The organism is Microcystis sp. M20BS1, from assembly GCF_020245305.1.
GTDB classification, from domain to species: domain Bacteria; phylum Cyanobacteriota; class Cyanobacteriia; order Cyanobacteriales; family Microcystaceae; genus Microcystis; species Microcystis ichthyoblabe_A.
Genome location: NZ_JADBUZ010000187.1, coordinates 34,615 through 49,469 on the forward strand (window position 1 = coordinate 34,615; position 14,855 = coordinate 49,469).

The following is a 14,855-nucleotide window of genomic DNA, read 5'->3' on the forward strand; positions in this document are numbered from 1 at the left end:
TTTTAACAGCGATCAAGTTATACTAAATCTTATTTAACAAGAACGTAGGTTGGGCTTCGGCCGTGAGCTTTTGCCGAACGGTTGAAGCATGAAACCCAACGCTCTCCCGATTCTACCGCACTCCGAGTTTTTTCTTGGGGATAATCTCCTAAATTCTGACTATCCACTGCCGATTGCCGCAAAGGATAGCCATTTATTCTATCAGAATGAGAAGATATTAAATATGATAACACTTGTGACTATATTTTTCACTGCCTTGCTGGCAGTTACGGATTTTACTTACCAAGTTTTGATTCATTTTCCCATACAAATCCTCAATTCTTTGGGGTCGTTGCTGTCCTATGGAGTAATCGGACTGATAATTTTAGTCCTAGTGTGGATTGTAGGTGACTGATTTCTCGGTAGAAAAAAATGAGAGAATCAGCCTTAGCCAATTCTCCCCAATTTAAACCAACCTTTAATTTTTACTGTTCACTCACTAGCCACTGCTTGGGGTTGTCCTTGCGGTTGGAATTGGAACAGGGAATAAACCACGTTACGACGGATATCAATCATCATTTCTAAAAACATCTCGTAGCCTTCCTGTTTATACTCAATTAGGGGGTCTTTTTGACCGTAACCGCGTAAACCAATCGACTCGCGTAAAGCTTCCATAGCTTGCAGGTGTTCGCGCCATAACATATCGATTTGTTGCAGGATAAAATAACGTTCGGCATCGCGCATGAAACCGGCGCGAATATTATCCACTTGACGTTCTTTAATTTCGTAGGCTTTGCGAACTTCTTCGTGTAGGAACATCTTGATATCATTAACACTCATCTCCTCGATATCTTTAGCGGTAATATCTGCCAACAGATAGACGAATTCCTGAGATTTACTAATCAGTTTTTCTAAATCCCATTCTTCTGCCGGCAGTTCAGGATTAATATAAGCCATGACGATTTCATCCATGGTTTTTTCGGCGTATTGCAGCACCTGTTCTTTTAGGTCCATCCCCTCCAAAACCCGACGACGTTCGGCATAAATAGCGCGCCGTTGATTATTCATCACCTCGTCGTATTCAAACACCTGTTTCCGGGCATCATAATAGAAGGTTTCCACTTTTCTTTGCGCTCCTTCCAGGGAACGAGTTAACATTCCCGACTCAATGGGCATATCTTCTTCCACCCGGAAGGCATCCATTAAACCAGCCACGCGGTCGCCCCCAAAAATCCGCAATAAATTGTCTTCTAGACTTAAAAAGAAGCGTGTAGAACCGGGGTCGCCCTGTCTGCCCGCCCGGCCTCGCAATTGGTTGTCAATACGGCGGGATTCGTGGCGTTCCGTCCCGATAACGTGCAGTCCGCCCCTTTCTACTACTTCATCGTGTTCTTTGCCTGTGTAATCTTCATAACTTGTGCGAATTAATTTATAGACTTCGCGTAACTTTTGAATAACCGGGTCATCCGTGGGAGCTTTTTCGGCTGCGATAGCGATTTTTTCTTCTGCTTCTAATTCGGGTAAACTTTGAGTTCCGTGGGTATCAACGGCAAATTTAACCGCTTCTTTCAGGGCATTTTCTACCTCTTTCGGTAACTCGGTGGGAAAAATTTCCGCCGAGGCGCGCCAGTTTTTTTTCTTCTTACCCGGGGCGAATCCTTGGGGGCGATTGCGTTCTCCTAAACTGGGTAAACTAAAGGCCAAATTGTCATCCTCGGGCATAACTAATTTGGGCATTAAATACTCGCGAATTTTCAATCGGGCCATATAGTCGGAGTTACCACCGAGAATGATATCGGTTCCCCGTCCCGCCATGTTCGTGGCAATAGTTACGGCTCCGGCCCGGCCTGCTTGGGCGACGATTTCCGATTCCCTTTCCACGTTTTCCGGACGAGCATTAAGTAAGTTATGGGGAATCTTTCTTCCCTGTAATAACAGCGAAAGCACTTCTGATTTTTCCACACTGGTGGTACCAACTAAAACCGGGCGACCCTGTTCGTGCATTTGTTGACATTCTTCGGCGACGGCGTTCCATTTTGCCTGTTCATTTTTATAGACCACATCGGCTAAATCTTGCCGACGAGAAACGCGGTTAGTGGGAACAATTGTTACTTGCAGGTTATAGACTTTTTCTAGTTCCGTTTCTTCGGTTTTAGCCGTCCCAGTCATGCCGGATAATTTCGGATAGAGTAGGAAAAAGTTTTGATAGGTAATCGTGGCTAAGGTTTGGGTTTCCTGTTGAATTTCTACCCCTTCCTTAGCCTCCACTGCCTGATGTAAACCATCGCCCCAACGTCGCCCCGGTAAGACCCGTCCCGTGAACTCATCAACGATAACAATTTCACCACTGCGAACGATATAGTTAACGTCTTTTTTCTGGAGTTCTTTGGCACGAATAGCGTTAGAAATATAGTGCGCCCAGGGATTTTCTTGGTCGTATAAATCGGTAACTCCCAATAGTTCTTCCGCTCTTTTAAAGCCTTCATCGGTCATTAAAACGTTACGGTCTTTTTCGTTAACTTCGTAGTCTCCCGGTCCGTCTTCTACTTTTTGGCGCACTAATTGCTTGGCGATTTCGGCGGCGAGAATATATTTTTCTGTGGGCCGATCGATCGGTCCTGATATAATTAATGGAGTTCTGGCCTCATCGATAAGAATGGAGTCCACTTCGTCGATAACGCAGTAGTTAAAGGGTCTTTGGACAACTTCCCCCATCACTGTAGCCATGTTATCGCGCAGATAATCAAAGCCGAGTTCGCTGTTAGTGGTGTAGGTGATGTCACAGGCATAATTTTTCTTTCTTTCTTCTGGACTCATGCCGGCTTGAATTAGTCCCACACTTAACCCTAAAAAGCGGTGTACCTGCCCCATCCATTCCGCGTCACGACGGGCGAGATAATCGTTGACGGTGACGACGTGAACCCCTTTTCCGGTCAATCCATTCAAATAAGCGGGGAGTGTGGCAACCAGGGTTTTTCCTTCCCCGGTTTTCATCTCGGCGATTTGTCCTTTGTGCAGTACCATTCCCCCCAATAACTGCACGTCAAAGTGACGCATCCCTAAGACTCGGATTCCCGCTTCCCGGACAATGGCGAAAGCTTCGGGGAGGATTTCCTCGAGAATCTCCTCTCTTTCGTCATAATTTCTCGCTTTGTCTAATCTTTCCTTAAATTCGCTGGTTTTGCTCCTTAATTCCTCATCGGACAGGTTTTTAATGTCTTCTTCCAGCAGGTTGATTTCGGTGACGAGGGGCTGAAATTTTTTAATTTTGCGGGCGTTGGGATCTCCGAGTAGGGCTTTTAACATAGCAGTTTTTATTCTCTCGCTTCGATTGGCTCTTGGTCTGTGGTGTTAACAATTGTATCACTCTCGTTGGGAGTAGAGAGTCATTTATCCCTGAAAAGGGACTCTTGCCAGTGGGCAAAAATTAAGTTAATCTTCTCTCACCGGTGGCTTAACTAAAGGGGAAACCACCATATTTATTGATAATTATATCTATAGTTTCCATAATTGCGATCGATTCGCCTAAAATGGAGATAATTTGTTGATAATGTTCTAGGTCATCGTAGCTAAGGTGGCGACCTTTGCGGTCTTTTAGCCACTTCTGACACACTTGATAACCGCCGATATAAAAGTTCCAAATTTGGGGCGGAATCCCCGCAAAATACTGGTCAGAATTAATCGAAATTTGTTGTTTATTTTCGTCATATTTCACCTGTTCGACTAGATTAGAACCCGCCACGGGATAGCTACTAATTTCTTTTCCCGTTGCTTTCATTAGGTGTAACTGCACTAATCTGTCACCTTTTTTGACTAATTCCCAGAATAATTCTTGATTACTGGTGAGAGGAACGCGAGGAAAGTCTATTTTTAAAAATTCGGCGTAACGTTGGCGATATTGGGGAGAGTGAAAGACCGCATAGATATAGTTAAAAATGTCTTCTGGTCCAAAGGTTTTCTTTTCGTCTCCTTTGCCATCACTGATAAATTCTAATTCAAGTTTTGCCGAAAGTTCCTTAATAAATTCAGGCGCTAGATTGGGACGGCGACCATTTGGCGAGTTGGTTGGTTCTGTGTCAAATAGGGTTGGGGTATTGGTTGGGTAAAGATAGAGCGGAGAAAGATAAGAAGCTCCCGCACCCGCAGTTTTATTTCCTATGGCACATTGATGAGGAGGAAATTCAGTCAAGAAAACCGAAAATTCATAATTTGGCGAAAGTGGTCTTGTATAAAGCAACGTCAAGTTATATCCAAGCAAAATATTTCTAACTACTTCATTTCTTGGCAGTTCTACTACATCTTCATGATGGTAATAATTCCTGAGATCGAAAGGGCGGTATAAACATTTAGTAAAATAACTTAACCACTGACTATTGTTAAACAAAGCTCTTCTTTGTTCAAAAATATTCCAATCTCTTGTATCTTTTATATTATATTTTTCTCCAATTTCTTTGTCGGCGATTTGAATATTTCTAAAATCTTCTATTCTCTTATAAAGAGATTCAAAATCAAAATCAAAAACAAAATGATCTCTGTGAGTTTTTACACCTGTTGAATTAACACACATAATATCAACTATTTTCCAGCCTTTCTCGTACTCTGGTAATAAAGCTGTATTTTGATTTTTTAAGAGATAAAAACTTGCTTCAGGTTTAATAATTTCCCATTCAGTTGAACTAATATCATTTTCATCTAACCAATGATACTTACCCCCAACTAACTCCTTATTCTCTTTAACCTCTCTAACACCCCACAAATCAGCATGATAAACCTTGGCTAAATCTTGCTGACTATCTTGATACTTAATAAAAAACGCAATCGCTACACCTTGCTGAATATCAAACACATTTTGATCGGTTGAACCATCGGGACAAACTTCTTTTTTCTTGCTATTCCCATGCAAATCTAAAACATAAATATCATCAAAAGTCTGCATCAAATTTTGACGCATTCCCCGAAAAGTGGGATTATCCAAATAACCATGATTTGTAATTAACGCCACAACTCCATAACCAGTTTCCGCTACCCGATACTGAGCAAAGCGAATAAACTTCACATAATCATCTAATAAACCTTTAGGGTTTCTCTCTCCCAATGGTTTTCCATCTAATTGATAATAATCCTTAACCAAATTCACAATCCAAGGGTCAGTATTCATCGACTGATAGGAATAGGGAGGATTGCCTAAAATCACCATAACTGGCATTTCTTGCTTAACATCTTTTGCCGCGGCTGCTTCATCGCGAATGCGATTTAAAAAACCGTCAGCAGGGGGAATTTGAAAAGCTTCCTGTAGGGTGTTAGTGAGATAGATTCCCAAGCGTTCATCGGCACTAAAATCATAGCCTAATTCCTGAAGTTGTAAACCTAACTTCATGTGTGCTACGGTGTAGGGAGCCATCAGTAATTCAAACCCAAAGAGACGGGGTAATAAATGTTTACTGACATAACTAGACCACATCCCTTTCTGTTGACGAAAACTGTCATAGATATGGTCGATAACAGAGTGTAAAAAAGTGCCTGTTCCCACAGCAGGATCGAGAATTAAAACTTGGTGAACTTCCTGAGTTTCTTGGCTATTATTAGGATTTTTAATAGTAATTTTTTTGGCATCGGCCAAACCTTTAGGAATCTGAAACTTATTTTTTAGAATATAGTCCACACTGCGAACCATGTAAGAAACCACGGGTTCAGGGGTATAATAAACCCCCCTAGACTCACGCATTTTACTATCGTATTCTGCTAAAAAAGTCTCATAAAAGTGAACCACAGGATCCTGCTTGCGTGTGCGTTTTCCAAAGCTGCCGAGAATCCCCTCCATGTCCGTTTGTTGTAAAATAGTCGCTAGAGTATCCACGGCCCAAGTAATCCGCTCATCTAATTCTGTACCAGCAATTTGATGAAAAATTCCCCGCAAAAAAGGGTTAGTTTTTGGGAGGCGAAATGCTGCCGTTTCCCTGGAAAAAGAACTTATTTGATCCGTATTACAGCGTGCTGCGAATAAACCATAACAGATTGTTTGTGCATACATATCCGCGAACTGCGCTTCATTGAGATCACTAATTAAAACTCGTTGAAAAGATTGCAATTGTTGCCGCAACATTCCCCCGCAATCTTGATCTTTTAAAGCTTGGCCGATTGCGTCTCGAATTAACTGCGCTAAAGCGGCCATTTTTTTCGCTAATTCTCGCGGTGTTGTTATCTGAATAACTTTTGAGAGGAAAAATTGACAGAACAATTGTTCTACTTGCAAAATACCCTGGGAATCAGGTTTAATTTGCTTTTTTTGATTAAGAGTTGCCACGGCAGCTGATAGACGCAATTCTCCCGATACATACCAACGAAATTCTAAATGATCAGTGATAATTAAATTACCCAAAGCCTGTAAATAACGTTTTATTTGGGGAGTATTTTCAACCTTTTTGAGAGAAGTTCCGATATCTTTTGCTTCCAGATGGCCAATTTCTACTATACCCTGATTAATCACAAAATCCGGAGCGCCACAAGCAATCCTTTTGGGTTCATTGAGAGCTTGTAGGTTATTATTTAGGGATTCAATTAATTTTTTTAAAGCAGGACGATAACTGTGTTCTGTGGCCTTACCCTGTTGATAAATGCCTGTGATTTCCTCTAGATATTTTGGCAGTGAATTACTCATTATCAGTGTTGCATACAAACGTTCTTCTATAGATAAAATATAACCTCATTTGCCCCCAATGTCCACTGAGATGCCCTCATCCTGCTTTATCCCTATCCTCAAGGATACCAAAATTAGCTAGAATGAAATAATAGGCGATAATCTCATCTCAACAACTTCACCAAAATATTAACGATGGTCAAAGCATCATCTCCCTTATCTCTAGAGCATCTCTATCATGTTCCCACCTACACTATAGCCGATACTGCGCGCTATCTCCATATTCCTTTGCCCACTCTGAGAACGTGGGTACGAGGACGCACCTACCCCACTAAAAAAGGACAAAAAGAGTTTTTACCCCTCATTCAACGACCTAATCTGAATATTCCGCAACTTTCCTTTACTAACTTAGTGGAAGCGCACGTTTTAAGAGTCATTCGCACCGTTCATAACATCCCTCTCGATAAAGTTAGACTTACCCTAGACTATATTAGTGAACAATTTAACACCGATCATCCTCTAGTTCAAAAACAATTTAGTACCGATGGAATTGACCTTTTTATTGAACAATTTGAACATTTAATTAATGCCTCCCGTTCGGGACAATTGACGATGAAACAATTCTTAAATAATCTCTTAACTCGTATTGAATGGGATGAACAAGATATCGCCACACGGCTTTTTCCCACTATCGACATAAATGGGGAAGACTTCAGCAATAAAGTCCTAAAGATAGACCCTAATATTTCCTTCGGAAAACCCGTGATCACAGGAACAGGAATTCCCACTAAAGTTGTCACAGAACTTTATGATGCGGGGGACTCTATAGAAGATATTGCCAATGATTATAATTGTCAACCTTGGCAAATTGAAAAAGCGATTTTATTCGAGTGCAATTGGCAAGCGGCATGACCTATCAATACACCTATTTTATCGACCGCGCTTTAGGAAAATCTATCGGTGAAGCTTTGCAAGAAATAGGGGTTAAAATTGAATTTCATCATGCCCATTTTGCCCCAGATGCACCGGATACGGAGTTGCTACCTATTGTTAGTCAAAGAGGATGGATAGTATTAACTAAAGATGTAAACATTGGTAGAAATATTTTAGAAGTTCAACAGATAGCCCGTTATCAGGCTCAAGTATTTGTTCTAGTTTCTGGCAACTTACCTCGTCAAACCATGATTAATATTTTTGTCGAAACAATCGATAAAATCGAAAGAATAATTCAAGGTAATCAAGCTCCTTTTATCGCCAAAATATACCAAAATTGTCAAGTAAAATTGTGGAAAAATAGAAATGAATTAACCAGAATAATAGAAACTATGTAAAACTTATTAAAATATTTTTTATTCAGTAAAAAATTACAGCTAAATTTGTTGACAATATTCTCACCATTACCTCTGATGCAATTGTCGAAATTGTCTGAGCAGTGAACCGGTTTAATCAACTTCTTAATCCCCCCACTTGCTGTTAAATTTATCTCCGTTCACTTCACCCAGGGGAAGGGGGGGACTTCTGGCGAGATTTGAGTTAAACTAGAAAGGTTGACTATTGACAAACATCGATCGCACAGGAGTAAATTATGTCTAGAGTCTGTACTATGACGGGGAAAAAGGCCAATAACGCCTATGCGGTGTCCCACTCCCACCGTCGCACCAAAAAATTACAAGAAGCTAACCTACAATGGAAAAGAGTTTGGTGGTCGGAAGGCAACCGTTGGGTAAAACTACGCATCTCTACCAAAGCTATCAAAACCATTGAAAAGAAAGGATTAGCCGTCTTCGCTAGAGAAGTAGGCTTAAACTTGAATTTGTACTAAGCGAGTAGTTCATAAGTAGAGACGAATCGGCCTTATTGTTGACTCCTCTGCTTTTGATTATTAAGTATTGCAACAGGGCGTGATGTGGGGTGAAAACTACCTTTAAGATTAAAAACTTAAAACGACCTGTTCAGGAGAATTTCAATGTACTCAACCCTATTAATGGCCGCCACCGCCGTACAAGGTTCCAGCGAATGGAGTCCCAAAGTGGCGATTGTCATGATTATCTGCAATATTCTCGCTATTGCTTTCGGTAAAGCGACTATTAAACAACAAAATGTCGGTCCTGCTTTACCTTCCCCCGCTTTATTCGGTGGTATGGGATTAGGCGCTTTACTGGGTACTACCAGTTTTGGTCATGTCCTCGGCGCCGGTGTCATCCTCGGTCTCTCCCGTCTCGGAGTTATCTAAATATGTTTTGATTTTCTTAATCGGTGGCCAAAAGTCACCGATTTCTTTTGTGAAAAATTCTGGACTATATAATACCAATTCTCCAAAGTCTGACTACAGAAGTTTAATCCCCCTAGATCCCCCTTAAAAAGGGTGACTTAAATTCGATGTGTAGTTTTCATTTAGAGAAATGGTATAAGTAGGTAGGTGTTAAAAATTATCAGATGCCCCCCTTATTAAGGGGGGATTAAGGGGGGACTAAGGGGGGATCGGCACCCCCCTTATCAAGAGGGGCAGGGGGGATCAGAGGCAAAATCTATCTTCTATTTAATTAGAACCACTTACTTATAATAAATATGACTTTACCTCAAAAAAATTCTTTTTGGTACGATGAGCGATTTCAGAAGATTTTTCTACAGGTAATTATCCTGCTAATTGTCTGCCTAATTTTCTGGTTTTTTGGTCGCAATTTAGTGATTAATTTCCAACGCCTACGCTTAAGTTTTGGCTTTGGCTTTCTCTTTGATCCTGACCGACCAGCCTCTTTTGCGATTGGTGACTCTCCTATTGCCTACAGTCCCACCGATACCTATTTTCGCGCTCTTTTGGTGGGATTAGTTAATTCTCTCCGCATTATGATTAGTGGCATATTTTTGGCGATTAGTCTGGGAATAGTCATCGGGTTAGGTCGCTTGTCGGATAATTGGTTAATTCGTCAGTTAGCAACAATTTATGTGGAAACTATTCGCAATACTCCTCTATTATTACAATTATTTTTTTGGTATTTTGCTGTGTTTCTGAAACTGCCGAAGATTGAGGAATCTTTAGAGTTCTTTGGCAGTATATTTTTAAATAACTCAGGAGTCTATTTACCTTTCCCCGCTAATAGTTTCAGGACATGGTTAACCTTATTTATCATTGCTTTAGGAATAATTTTCTCATTATTTTTATCCATAAAAAATAAACTTGGTTTATGCCTAACTAGCCTACTAATCCTAGTTATAATTCCCCTAATTTGGGGTTTACAATGGCAAAGTCCCCAAGTTAATCCTCTTAATCAAAATATTGACTTCGGTTTACATCTTTCTTCCGAGTTTGCTACTCTCCTAATCGGTTTAACTGTTTATACAGCTGCCTTTATTGCGGAAACGGTACGGGGAGGGATTCAATCGGTTAATCGGGGACAATGGGAAGCAGCTAAAGCCTTGGGATTAAAACCTTTATTAGTAATGAGATTAGTGATTTTTCCCCAAGCTTTGCCGGTGATTATTCCTCCTTTAACTAATGAATGTTTAAATCTGGTTAAAAACTCTAGTTTAGCGATCGCTATCGGTTATAATGATATTTATGCTATCTCTAGTACCATCGCTAATCAGACAGGAAAAGCTGTAGAGATGTTAATAGTAGTTATGGCAACCTATTTATTCTTTAATCTGGTGATTTCCTTGACTATGAATCAATTAAACAAACGGGTAAAAATTCAAGAAAGGTAGCCTAATGCACCAGAATTTAGCGATAAATTAATTAATGAGCATTAGCAGAATATAAAGCGGTGATAATTGCTGTCACCGCAGGACTAAGACTAGATAAAACCACCACAGAAGCGGTGGCAATGATGATAGTAGTAGCCATTCTCACCATACCGTCTGTACCTTTTTGATAGGCATCAAATTTATATTCTAAGCGGTCAACTTTTTGACCAAGTTCTTCTCGCAATTGAATCAACGCTGCTCTGATGTCATCATTACTGGGATTTTCGGGAATTTGCATGACCTTGATTAGCAATCAACTAACAACCGCATATATTATAGCAGTTCTTAGCCATAAATTACAATTTTTTATCAGGAGGAGGAGTCAATCGCCAGCGCACTAAAAAACTATCAATACTTTCTAAACATTCCAAGTCATCTTTAGGTAAATAAGAATCTTTTGACAAGAAAGAAAAAGCCTGCTGAAACTCTTGCCTATCAGCTTGAATTGGACTAGCAAAATGACAAGGAATAACCTGTTTAATCGGCCATTGGGCAATTCTATCAACCCATTGACTAACCTCGTCAGTAGTGCGATTAAGAATCAAAGTTTGCAAAATTGGCGCGACTATTAACCTCCCCTCGCGACGCAAATTTAAAAAAGTCTTTTGCCAATCATCCCCCCATTGAAAAGGGAATAAACCAAAATAGGCTTTTTTACTCTTTTCCTTAGCAGTAAAAGCATCTAGAAAGACCTTAATCCAATTGGGAACAGCTAAAACAGGAGGTTGAAAATAAAGAGCAAAAAGACAAATTCTTTGCCAACCCCGACGGCGATTTTCTGGGGTATCCTCCACCAGATCCTTAGCCGTATTTTTAGCGTGAAACAGCAGCGGATAGGGGTCTAATTCTAAAATAGCGGGAGGATTTTCTGGGATAGAAATAATGCCATCGGTTAGCAGCAGAGTTTGAGAGTAGTGATGAAAAAAAGCCACTTCCGAGAAGTACCCCACATTCAGATCAATTGCGGGTAAAATTTCATAACTAAAATCTTTTCCTAAAGGAGTAGTTGTCGAGTCAGCAGGTAAAATTTCCGTTCGTTTTGCCGGTAAACCCAACCAACTCAAAGGTAAATTAAGAGGAAAACTCCATTGATTAGGAGCAACATAAACTATAGCCTTAGGAAAATAACGAGCAAAAGGACCCACAAAAACCTTATGTTCAATCCCAGAAATCGTCGGCAAAATAATATACTTAACTTCCCCGTGTTCACTTTCCAACTCACGCATTAAGCGAATACATTCAGGAGTCGGGGCCACAGGTGCATAAACAAATAAACCCCCAGATGCTAACTTAATTACCGTCATGCGAATCGGCACAACCACATAAAAAATACCCTGCAATTGCTCAAATGTCCAGAGCGTATCTTTCACCACTTCTTGGCGAATTGTCCGTCTTTGACCGTAGGGATAAAGTGGTACAATTGGCCAGAAAGGCCATGATAAATCTTGCGGACTAATTGCGGCTTTTGTCATCGTCTGATTCTATGGCTGAAAATCTCTATTTTAGTTATCATAAACCCTTCTAATCCCCATGACTAATAAACTGCCCATTGATTCTTTGGTCAATACTTGGAATAGTCTCACGGGGAAAGTGATGAAAAGACTCCCCATCGACCAGTTGACTAATACTGTCCTCCAGTGGTTTAGTGTCAGTGATAGTCAAGTAGCGGAAATTTTAGAAAAAGTCCGTCAAGAATTACCCACCACCGAGGCGCTGTTAATCGGTAAACCGCAAACGGGAAAAAGTTCGATTATTCGGGGAATAACGGGAGTTTCGGCGGAAATCGTCGGGCAAGGTTTCCGTCCCCACACCCAAAACACCCAGCGCTACACCTACCCCGCAGAAGATTTACCCCTGTTGATTTTTACCGATACGGTGGGGTTAGGAGATGCCTATCAACACACAGAGACGATAATCGCGGAATTATTGGCAGATTTAGCTGAAAATACGGGACGCGCCCAGGTTTTTATCGTGACGGTAAAAATTGATGATTTTGCCACCGATAGCCTTCTGGAAATTACCAAACAACTGCGGCAAAAATATCCTAAAATCCCCTGTTTACTGGCTGTAACCTGCCTTCATCAGCTTTATCCTCCTAATATCGCCGATCATCCCCCTTATCCTCCCGATTTCGAGGATATCAATCGCGCCTATCAAGAAATTAAAGAAATTTTTAAGGATTTATATGACAATTCTGTGCTAATAGATTTTACCCTAGAGGAAGACGGTTACAACCCTGTTTTTTACGGTTTAGAGGCATTTAGAGACAATTTAGCCGATTTATTGCCAAAAGCTGAGGCTAACACCATCCACCAACTTTTAGATCGGGAAACCAGCAATAAACTAGGCAATCTCTATCGGGACGTGGCCCGACGCTATATGTTAGCCTTTTCCGTCATAGCGGCGACCTTGGCGGCGATTCCCTTACCCTTAGCGACTATGCCCGTTTTAACCGCCCTACAAGTGTCAATGGTGGGGGTTTTAGGCAAATTATACGGTCAAGTCTTAACCCCATCCCAAGCCGGCGGAGTCGTCAGTGCGATCGCTGGCGGCTTTTTGGCCCAGGCCATCGGTCGGGAATTGGTGAAATTTATCCCCGGTTTTGGCAGTGTGATCGCCGCTTCTTGGTCCGCTGCCTATACCTGGGCCCTAGGAGAGGGCGCTTGTGTCTATTTTGGCGATTTAATGGGGGGTAAAAAACCCGATCCTAAGAGGATTCAAAGGGTGATGAAAGAGGCTTTTTCTGCTGCCCAAGAAAGATTTAAAAATGTCGCCACGGGGGGAGATAAAATGTAGTTATTAGCCCCTTAATTGTTGGAGATAAAGCAGCCTAAGACAAGTAGCATATCTTCAAGTTAGCGAGATTTTAGTAACATTCGTCAGCTTTAGCTCCACTGGAAATTTACTTGGGCTTCTCAACCAGAACTATGGTTCAATACAGTTGAATATATCCCGTTCAAGTAATAGACAAAACATATCAAAAATGTGCCATCAGTTTCAGTGAGTAGCAGTATAATGGCTTTATGCAGTTTGACTGGGATAAAAATAAGGCAGAACGCAATCTATCAAAGCACGAAGTCTCAATTGAGGAAGCAAAAACTATTTTTGATGATTCTCTCTATGTTGAATTCTACGATACAGATCATTTAGAAGGAGTTGATATTATGTTAGTTAAAGGAATTAAAAAAGGCAAAATTATTGAGTTATTAGAGGAAGTTGATTTTCCCGATAATGAAGAGATATTAGTAGAAATTAGAGAGGTTAATGATTTTTGGTCAGCCTTGCAAGATTTTAGGCAAAGGGTAGATTTGGCAAGTCTTGATGATGATACTTTTGATAATTTACGGGACAAGTCAACGGGGAGAGATGTTCATTTATGACTCTCAAGTATTTACTAGATACTAATGTTTTGTCAGATCATGGCTCTTATACCAGTTATCTTAGCCGTTGTTGTAGTACCTTGAACCCTATACTTTACCCACAGTTAAAAACGAAAGGAAAAAGGCAGTAAATCCGAGAGATTAAAACGATAATTTTGCTGGGTTCCACAGACAATAATCTCTGCTTGCGGTGCTAATTCGGCTATCCATTGACGACAGGCTCCGCAGGGAGTTAACTGACTAATATCATTCTTCCCATCGATACAGGCTATAGCGATCGCCCGTACTTCTCGATCGCCCGCTGCGATTATTTGCGCTAAAGTTGCCCTTTCCGCGCATAAACTCAAGCCATAACTAGCGTTCTCCACATTAGTACCAGCATAAATCTTTTTATCTGTCAAGACCGCCGCCCCCACCCGAAAACGGGAATAGGGAGAATAGGAAAGTTTCGCCACTTCCCGAGCAGTGTCACAGAGTTGTTGTCTTTCTTGTTCAGATAGGGTCATCGGCTGCCGATAGCAGGGAGTGGGGAATTGGGGAATTGTGGAAGTGGGGTGTGGGGTGTAGGGTTTAGGGTGTAGGGTGTGGGGAGTTTTCTCAGTGAACTGATAACTGATAACTGATAACTGATAACTGATAACTGACTCCTAACCCAATGGTAGATGTTGGATTGTTGCGAGAGTTCTATTTTCCGACAAAGATAAGCAAAAATTATTTATTGACTGGAAAACCTTGAGAATATTTAAATTAACATTCCGCAATATTTATAAATTCTTAAGAATTAATTGAGAAAGATTTTTATTTAACAACGATGTTATCAAGGTTACAGCGATTTGATAGAATTTCATAATGGGCTATTTTATGCTTTTTTAGGCAGCAATGCTTGAAACCCTTGCCACACCTAGAAGGTGATCCTAATCAAGACGGGTAAATCAGTCAATTTCACCCACAACGATGATCTTTTTTTTATGTAGTTTTATTGCAAAAAAAAAGTTTTTTTGACAAAAAGCACAAAGTATGATACTAACCCAACGTATTTCTGGCTGCGAGTAATTATTGTAGAGAGGGGAGAGGGGAGAATAAATAAAAATAATCCCCTGACTCGGAGAATACTG

13 protein-coding genes and 1 pseudogene are annotated in these 14,855 nt (G+C 40.8%); 8 read left to right on the plus strand and 6 right to left on the minus strand.

What is annotated here, in order from left to right; genetic code table 11:
• Positions 1-29: 29 nt before the first annotated feature.
• From IM507_RS18340 to IM507_RS18350, 3 genes are all read right to left on the minus strand, one after another.
• Positions 30-233 (minus strand): hypothetical protein, encoded by a 204-nt coding sequence (locus IM507_RS18340; protein ID WP_148045308.1) that lies wholly within the window; start codon positions 231-233, stop codon positions 30-32.
• 238 nt (positions 234-471) lie between these two features.
• A complete protein-coding gene (gene secA / locus IM507_RS18345; RefSeq protein WP_069473927.1) occupies positions 472-3,285 on the minus strand; it encodes a preprotein translocase subunit SecA in 2,814 nt (937 codons plus the stop codon).
• Between the two features lie 148 nt (positions 3,286-3,433).
• On the minus strand, positions 3,434-6,637 hold the full coding sequence (locus IM507_RS18350) for a type ISP restriction/modification enzyme (RefSeq protein ID WP_123230100.1): 3,204 nt from the start codon (positions 6,635-6,637) through the stop codon (positions 3,434-3,436).
• A 174-nt stretch (positions 6,638-6,811) separates the two neighbouring features.
• Between IM507_RS18350 and IM507_RS18355 the strand changes: the two genes are divergently transcribed.
• The 5 genes from IM507_RS18355 to IM507_RS18375 all read left to right on the plus strand — a co-directional run bounded on the left by IM507_RS18355 (position 6,812) and on the right by IM507_RS18375 (position 10,321).
• Positions 6,812-7,528: a DUF433 domain-containing protein gene (locus tag IM507_RS18355; RefSeq protein ID WP_123230099.1), complete on the plus strand. Its 717-nt coding sequence runs from the start codon at positions 6,812-6,814 to the stop codon at positions 7,526-7,528.
• A complete protein-coding gene (locus IM507_RS18360) occupies positions 7,525-7,947 on the plus strand; it encodes a PIN-like domain-containing protein (RefSeq protein ID WP_002733914.1) in 423 nt (140 codons plus the stop codon). Before IM507_RS18355 ends, IM507_RS18360 begins: the two co-directional genes overlap by 4 nt.
• Positions 7,948-8,201: 254 nt before the next feature.
• Positions 8,202-8,438 (plus strand): 50S ribosomal protein L28, encoded by a 237-nt coding sequence (gene rpmB / locus IM507_RS18365; RefSeq protein WP_002732080.1) that lies wholly within the window; start codon positions 8,202-8,204, stop codon positions 8,436-8,438.
• Positions 8,439-8,582: 144 nt separating this feature from the next.
• A complete protein-coding gene (gene psaK, locus IM507_RS18370; RefSeq protein WP_002734065.1) occupies positions 8,583-8,849 on the plus strand; it encodes a photosystem I reaction center subunit PsaK in 267 nt (88 codons plus the stop codon).
• A 335-nt stretch (positions 8,850-9,184) separates the two neighbouring features.
• Positions 9,185-10,321, plus strand: a complete 1,137-nt coding sequence (locus tag IM507_RS18375; protein ID WP_002731683.1) for an amino acid ABC transporter permease — start codon at positions 9,185-9,187, stop codon at positions 10,319-10,321.
• A gap of 31 nt (positions 10,322-10,352) precedes the next feature.
• On the opposite strand, the gene IM507_RS18380 is transcribed toward IM507_RS18375, so the two are convergent.
• The gene (locus tag IM507_RS18380; RefSeq protein ID WP_002732005.1) at positions 10,353-10,598 is read right to left on the minus strand and encodes a ssr2422 family thylakoid membrane protein; all 246 of its coding nucleotides are present in this window, start codon (positions 10,596-10,598) and stop codon (positions 10,353-10,355) included.
• Positions 10,599-10,656: 58 nt separating this feature from the next.
• The gene (locus tag IM507_RS18385; RefSeq protein ID WP_287637488.1) at positions 10,657-11,832 is read right to left on the minus strand and encodes a DUF4336 domain-containing protein; all 1,176 of its coding nucleotides are present in this window, start codon (positions 11,830-11,832) and stop codon (positions 10,657-10,659) included.
• Positions 11,833-11,890: 58 nt separating this feature from the next.
• Between IM507_RS18385 and IM507_RS18390 the strand changes: the two genes are divergently transcribed.
• The 3 genes and pseudogenes from IM507_RS18390 (at position 11,891) to IM507_RS23580 (ending at position 13,740) form a co-directional block, all read left to right on the plus strand.
• Positions 11,891-13,156, plus strand: a complete 1,266-nt coding sequence (locus IM507_RS18390) for a YcjF family protein (RefSeq protein ID WP_069473924.1) — start codon at positions 11,891-11,893, stop codon at positions 13,154-13,156.
• A gap of 227 nt (positions 13,157-13,383) precedes the next feature.
• Positions 13,384-13,467 (plus strand): annotated as a pseudogene (locus IM507_RS23735) (BrnT family toxin); the annotation flags it as partial.
• A gap of 57 nt (positions 13,468-13,524) precedes the next feature.
• A complete protein-coding gene (locus IM507_RS23580) occupies positions 13,525-13,740 on the plus strand; it encodes a hypothetical protein (protein WP_024970209.1) in 216 nt (71 codons plus the stop codon).
• A 104-nt stretch (positions 13,741-13,844) separates the two neighbouring features.
• Here the strand turns inward: IM507_RS23580 and cdd are convergent, their stop codons facing one another.
• Entirely contained in the window at positions 13,845-14,246 is a 402-nt protein-coding gene (cdd, locus tag IM507_RS18400) for a cytidine deaminase (RefSeq protein ID WP_002732296.1), read from the minus strand.
• Positions 14,247-14,855 lie beyond the last annotated feature (609 nt).

Coding starts and splice junctions, on each gene's coding strand:
- IM507_RS18380 (WP_002732005.1), bottom strand. CDS start 10,598: ATGCAAATTCCCGAAAATCCCAGTAATGATGACATCAGAGCAGCGTTG.
- psaK (WP_002734065.1), top strand. CDS start 8,583: ATGTACTCAACCCTATTAATGGCCGCCACCGCCGTACAAGGTTCCAGC.
- rpmB (WP_002732080.1), top strand. CDS start 8,202: ATGTCTAGAGTCTGTACTATGACGGGGAAAAAGGCCAATAACGCCTAT.
- IM507_RS23580 (WP_024970209.1), top strand. CDS start 13,525: ATGTTAGTTAAAGGAATTAAAAAAGGCAAAATTATTGAGTTATTAGAG.
- IM507_RS18360 (WP_002733914.1), top strand. CDS start 7,525: ATGACCTATCAATACACCTATTTTATCGACCGCGCTTTAGGAAAATCT.
- IM507_RS18375 (WP_002731683.1), top strand. CDS start 9,185: ATGACTTTACCTCAAAAAAATTCTTTTTGGTACGATGAGCGATTTCAG.
- IM507_RS18385 (WP_287637488.1), bottom strand. CDS start 11,832: ATGACAAAAGCCGCAATTAGTCCGCAAGATTTATCATGGCCTTTCTGG.
- IM507_RS18390 (WP_069473924.1), top strand. CDS start 11,891: ATGACTAATAAACTGCCCATTGATTCTTTGGTCAATACTTGGAATAGT.
- cdd (WP_002732296.1), bottom strand. CDS start 14,246: ATGACCCTATCTGAACAAGAAAGACAACAACTCTGTGACACTGCTCGG.
- secA (WP_069473927.1), bottom strand. CDS start 3,285: ATGTTAAAAGCCCTACTCGGAGATCCCAACGCCCGCAAAATTAAAAAA.
- IM507_RS18350 (WP_123230100.1), bottom strand. CDS start 6,637: ATGAGTAATTCACTGCCAAAATATCTAGAGGAAATCACAGGCATTTAT.
- IM507_RS18355 (WP_123230099.1), top strand. CDS start 6,812: ATGGTCAAAGCATCATCTCCCTTATCTCTAGAGCATCTCTATCATGTT.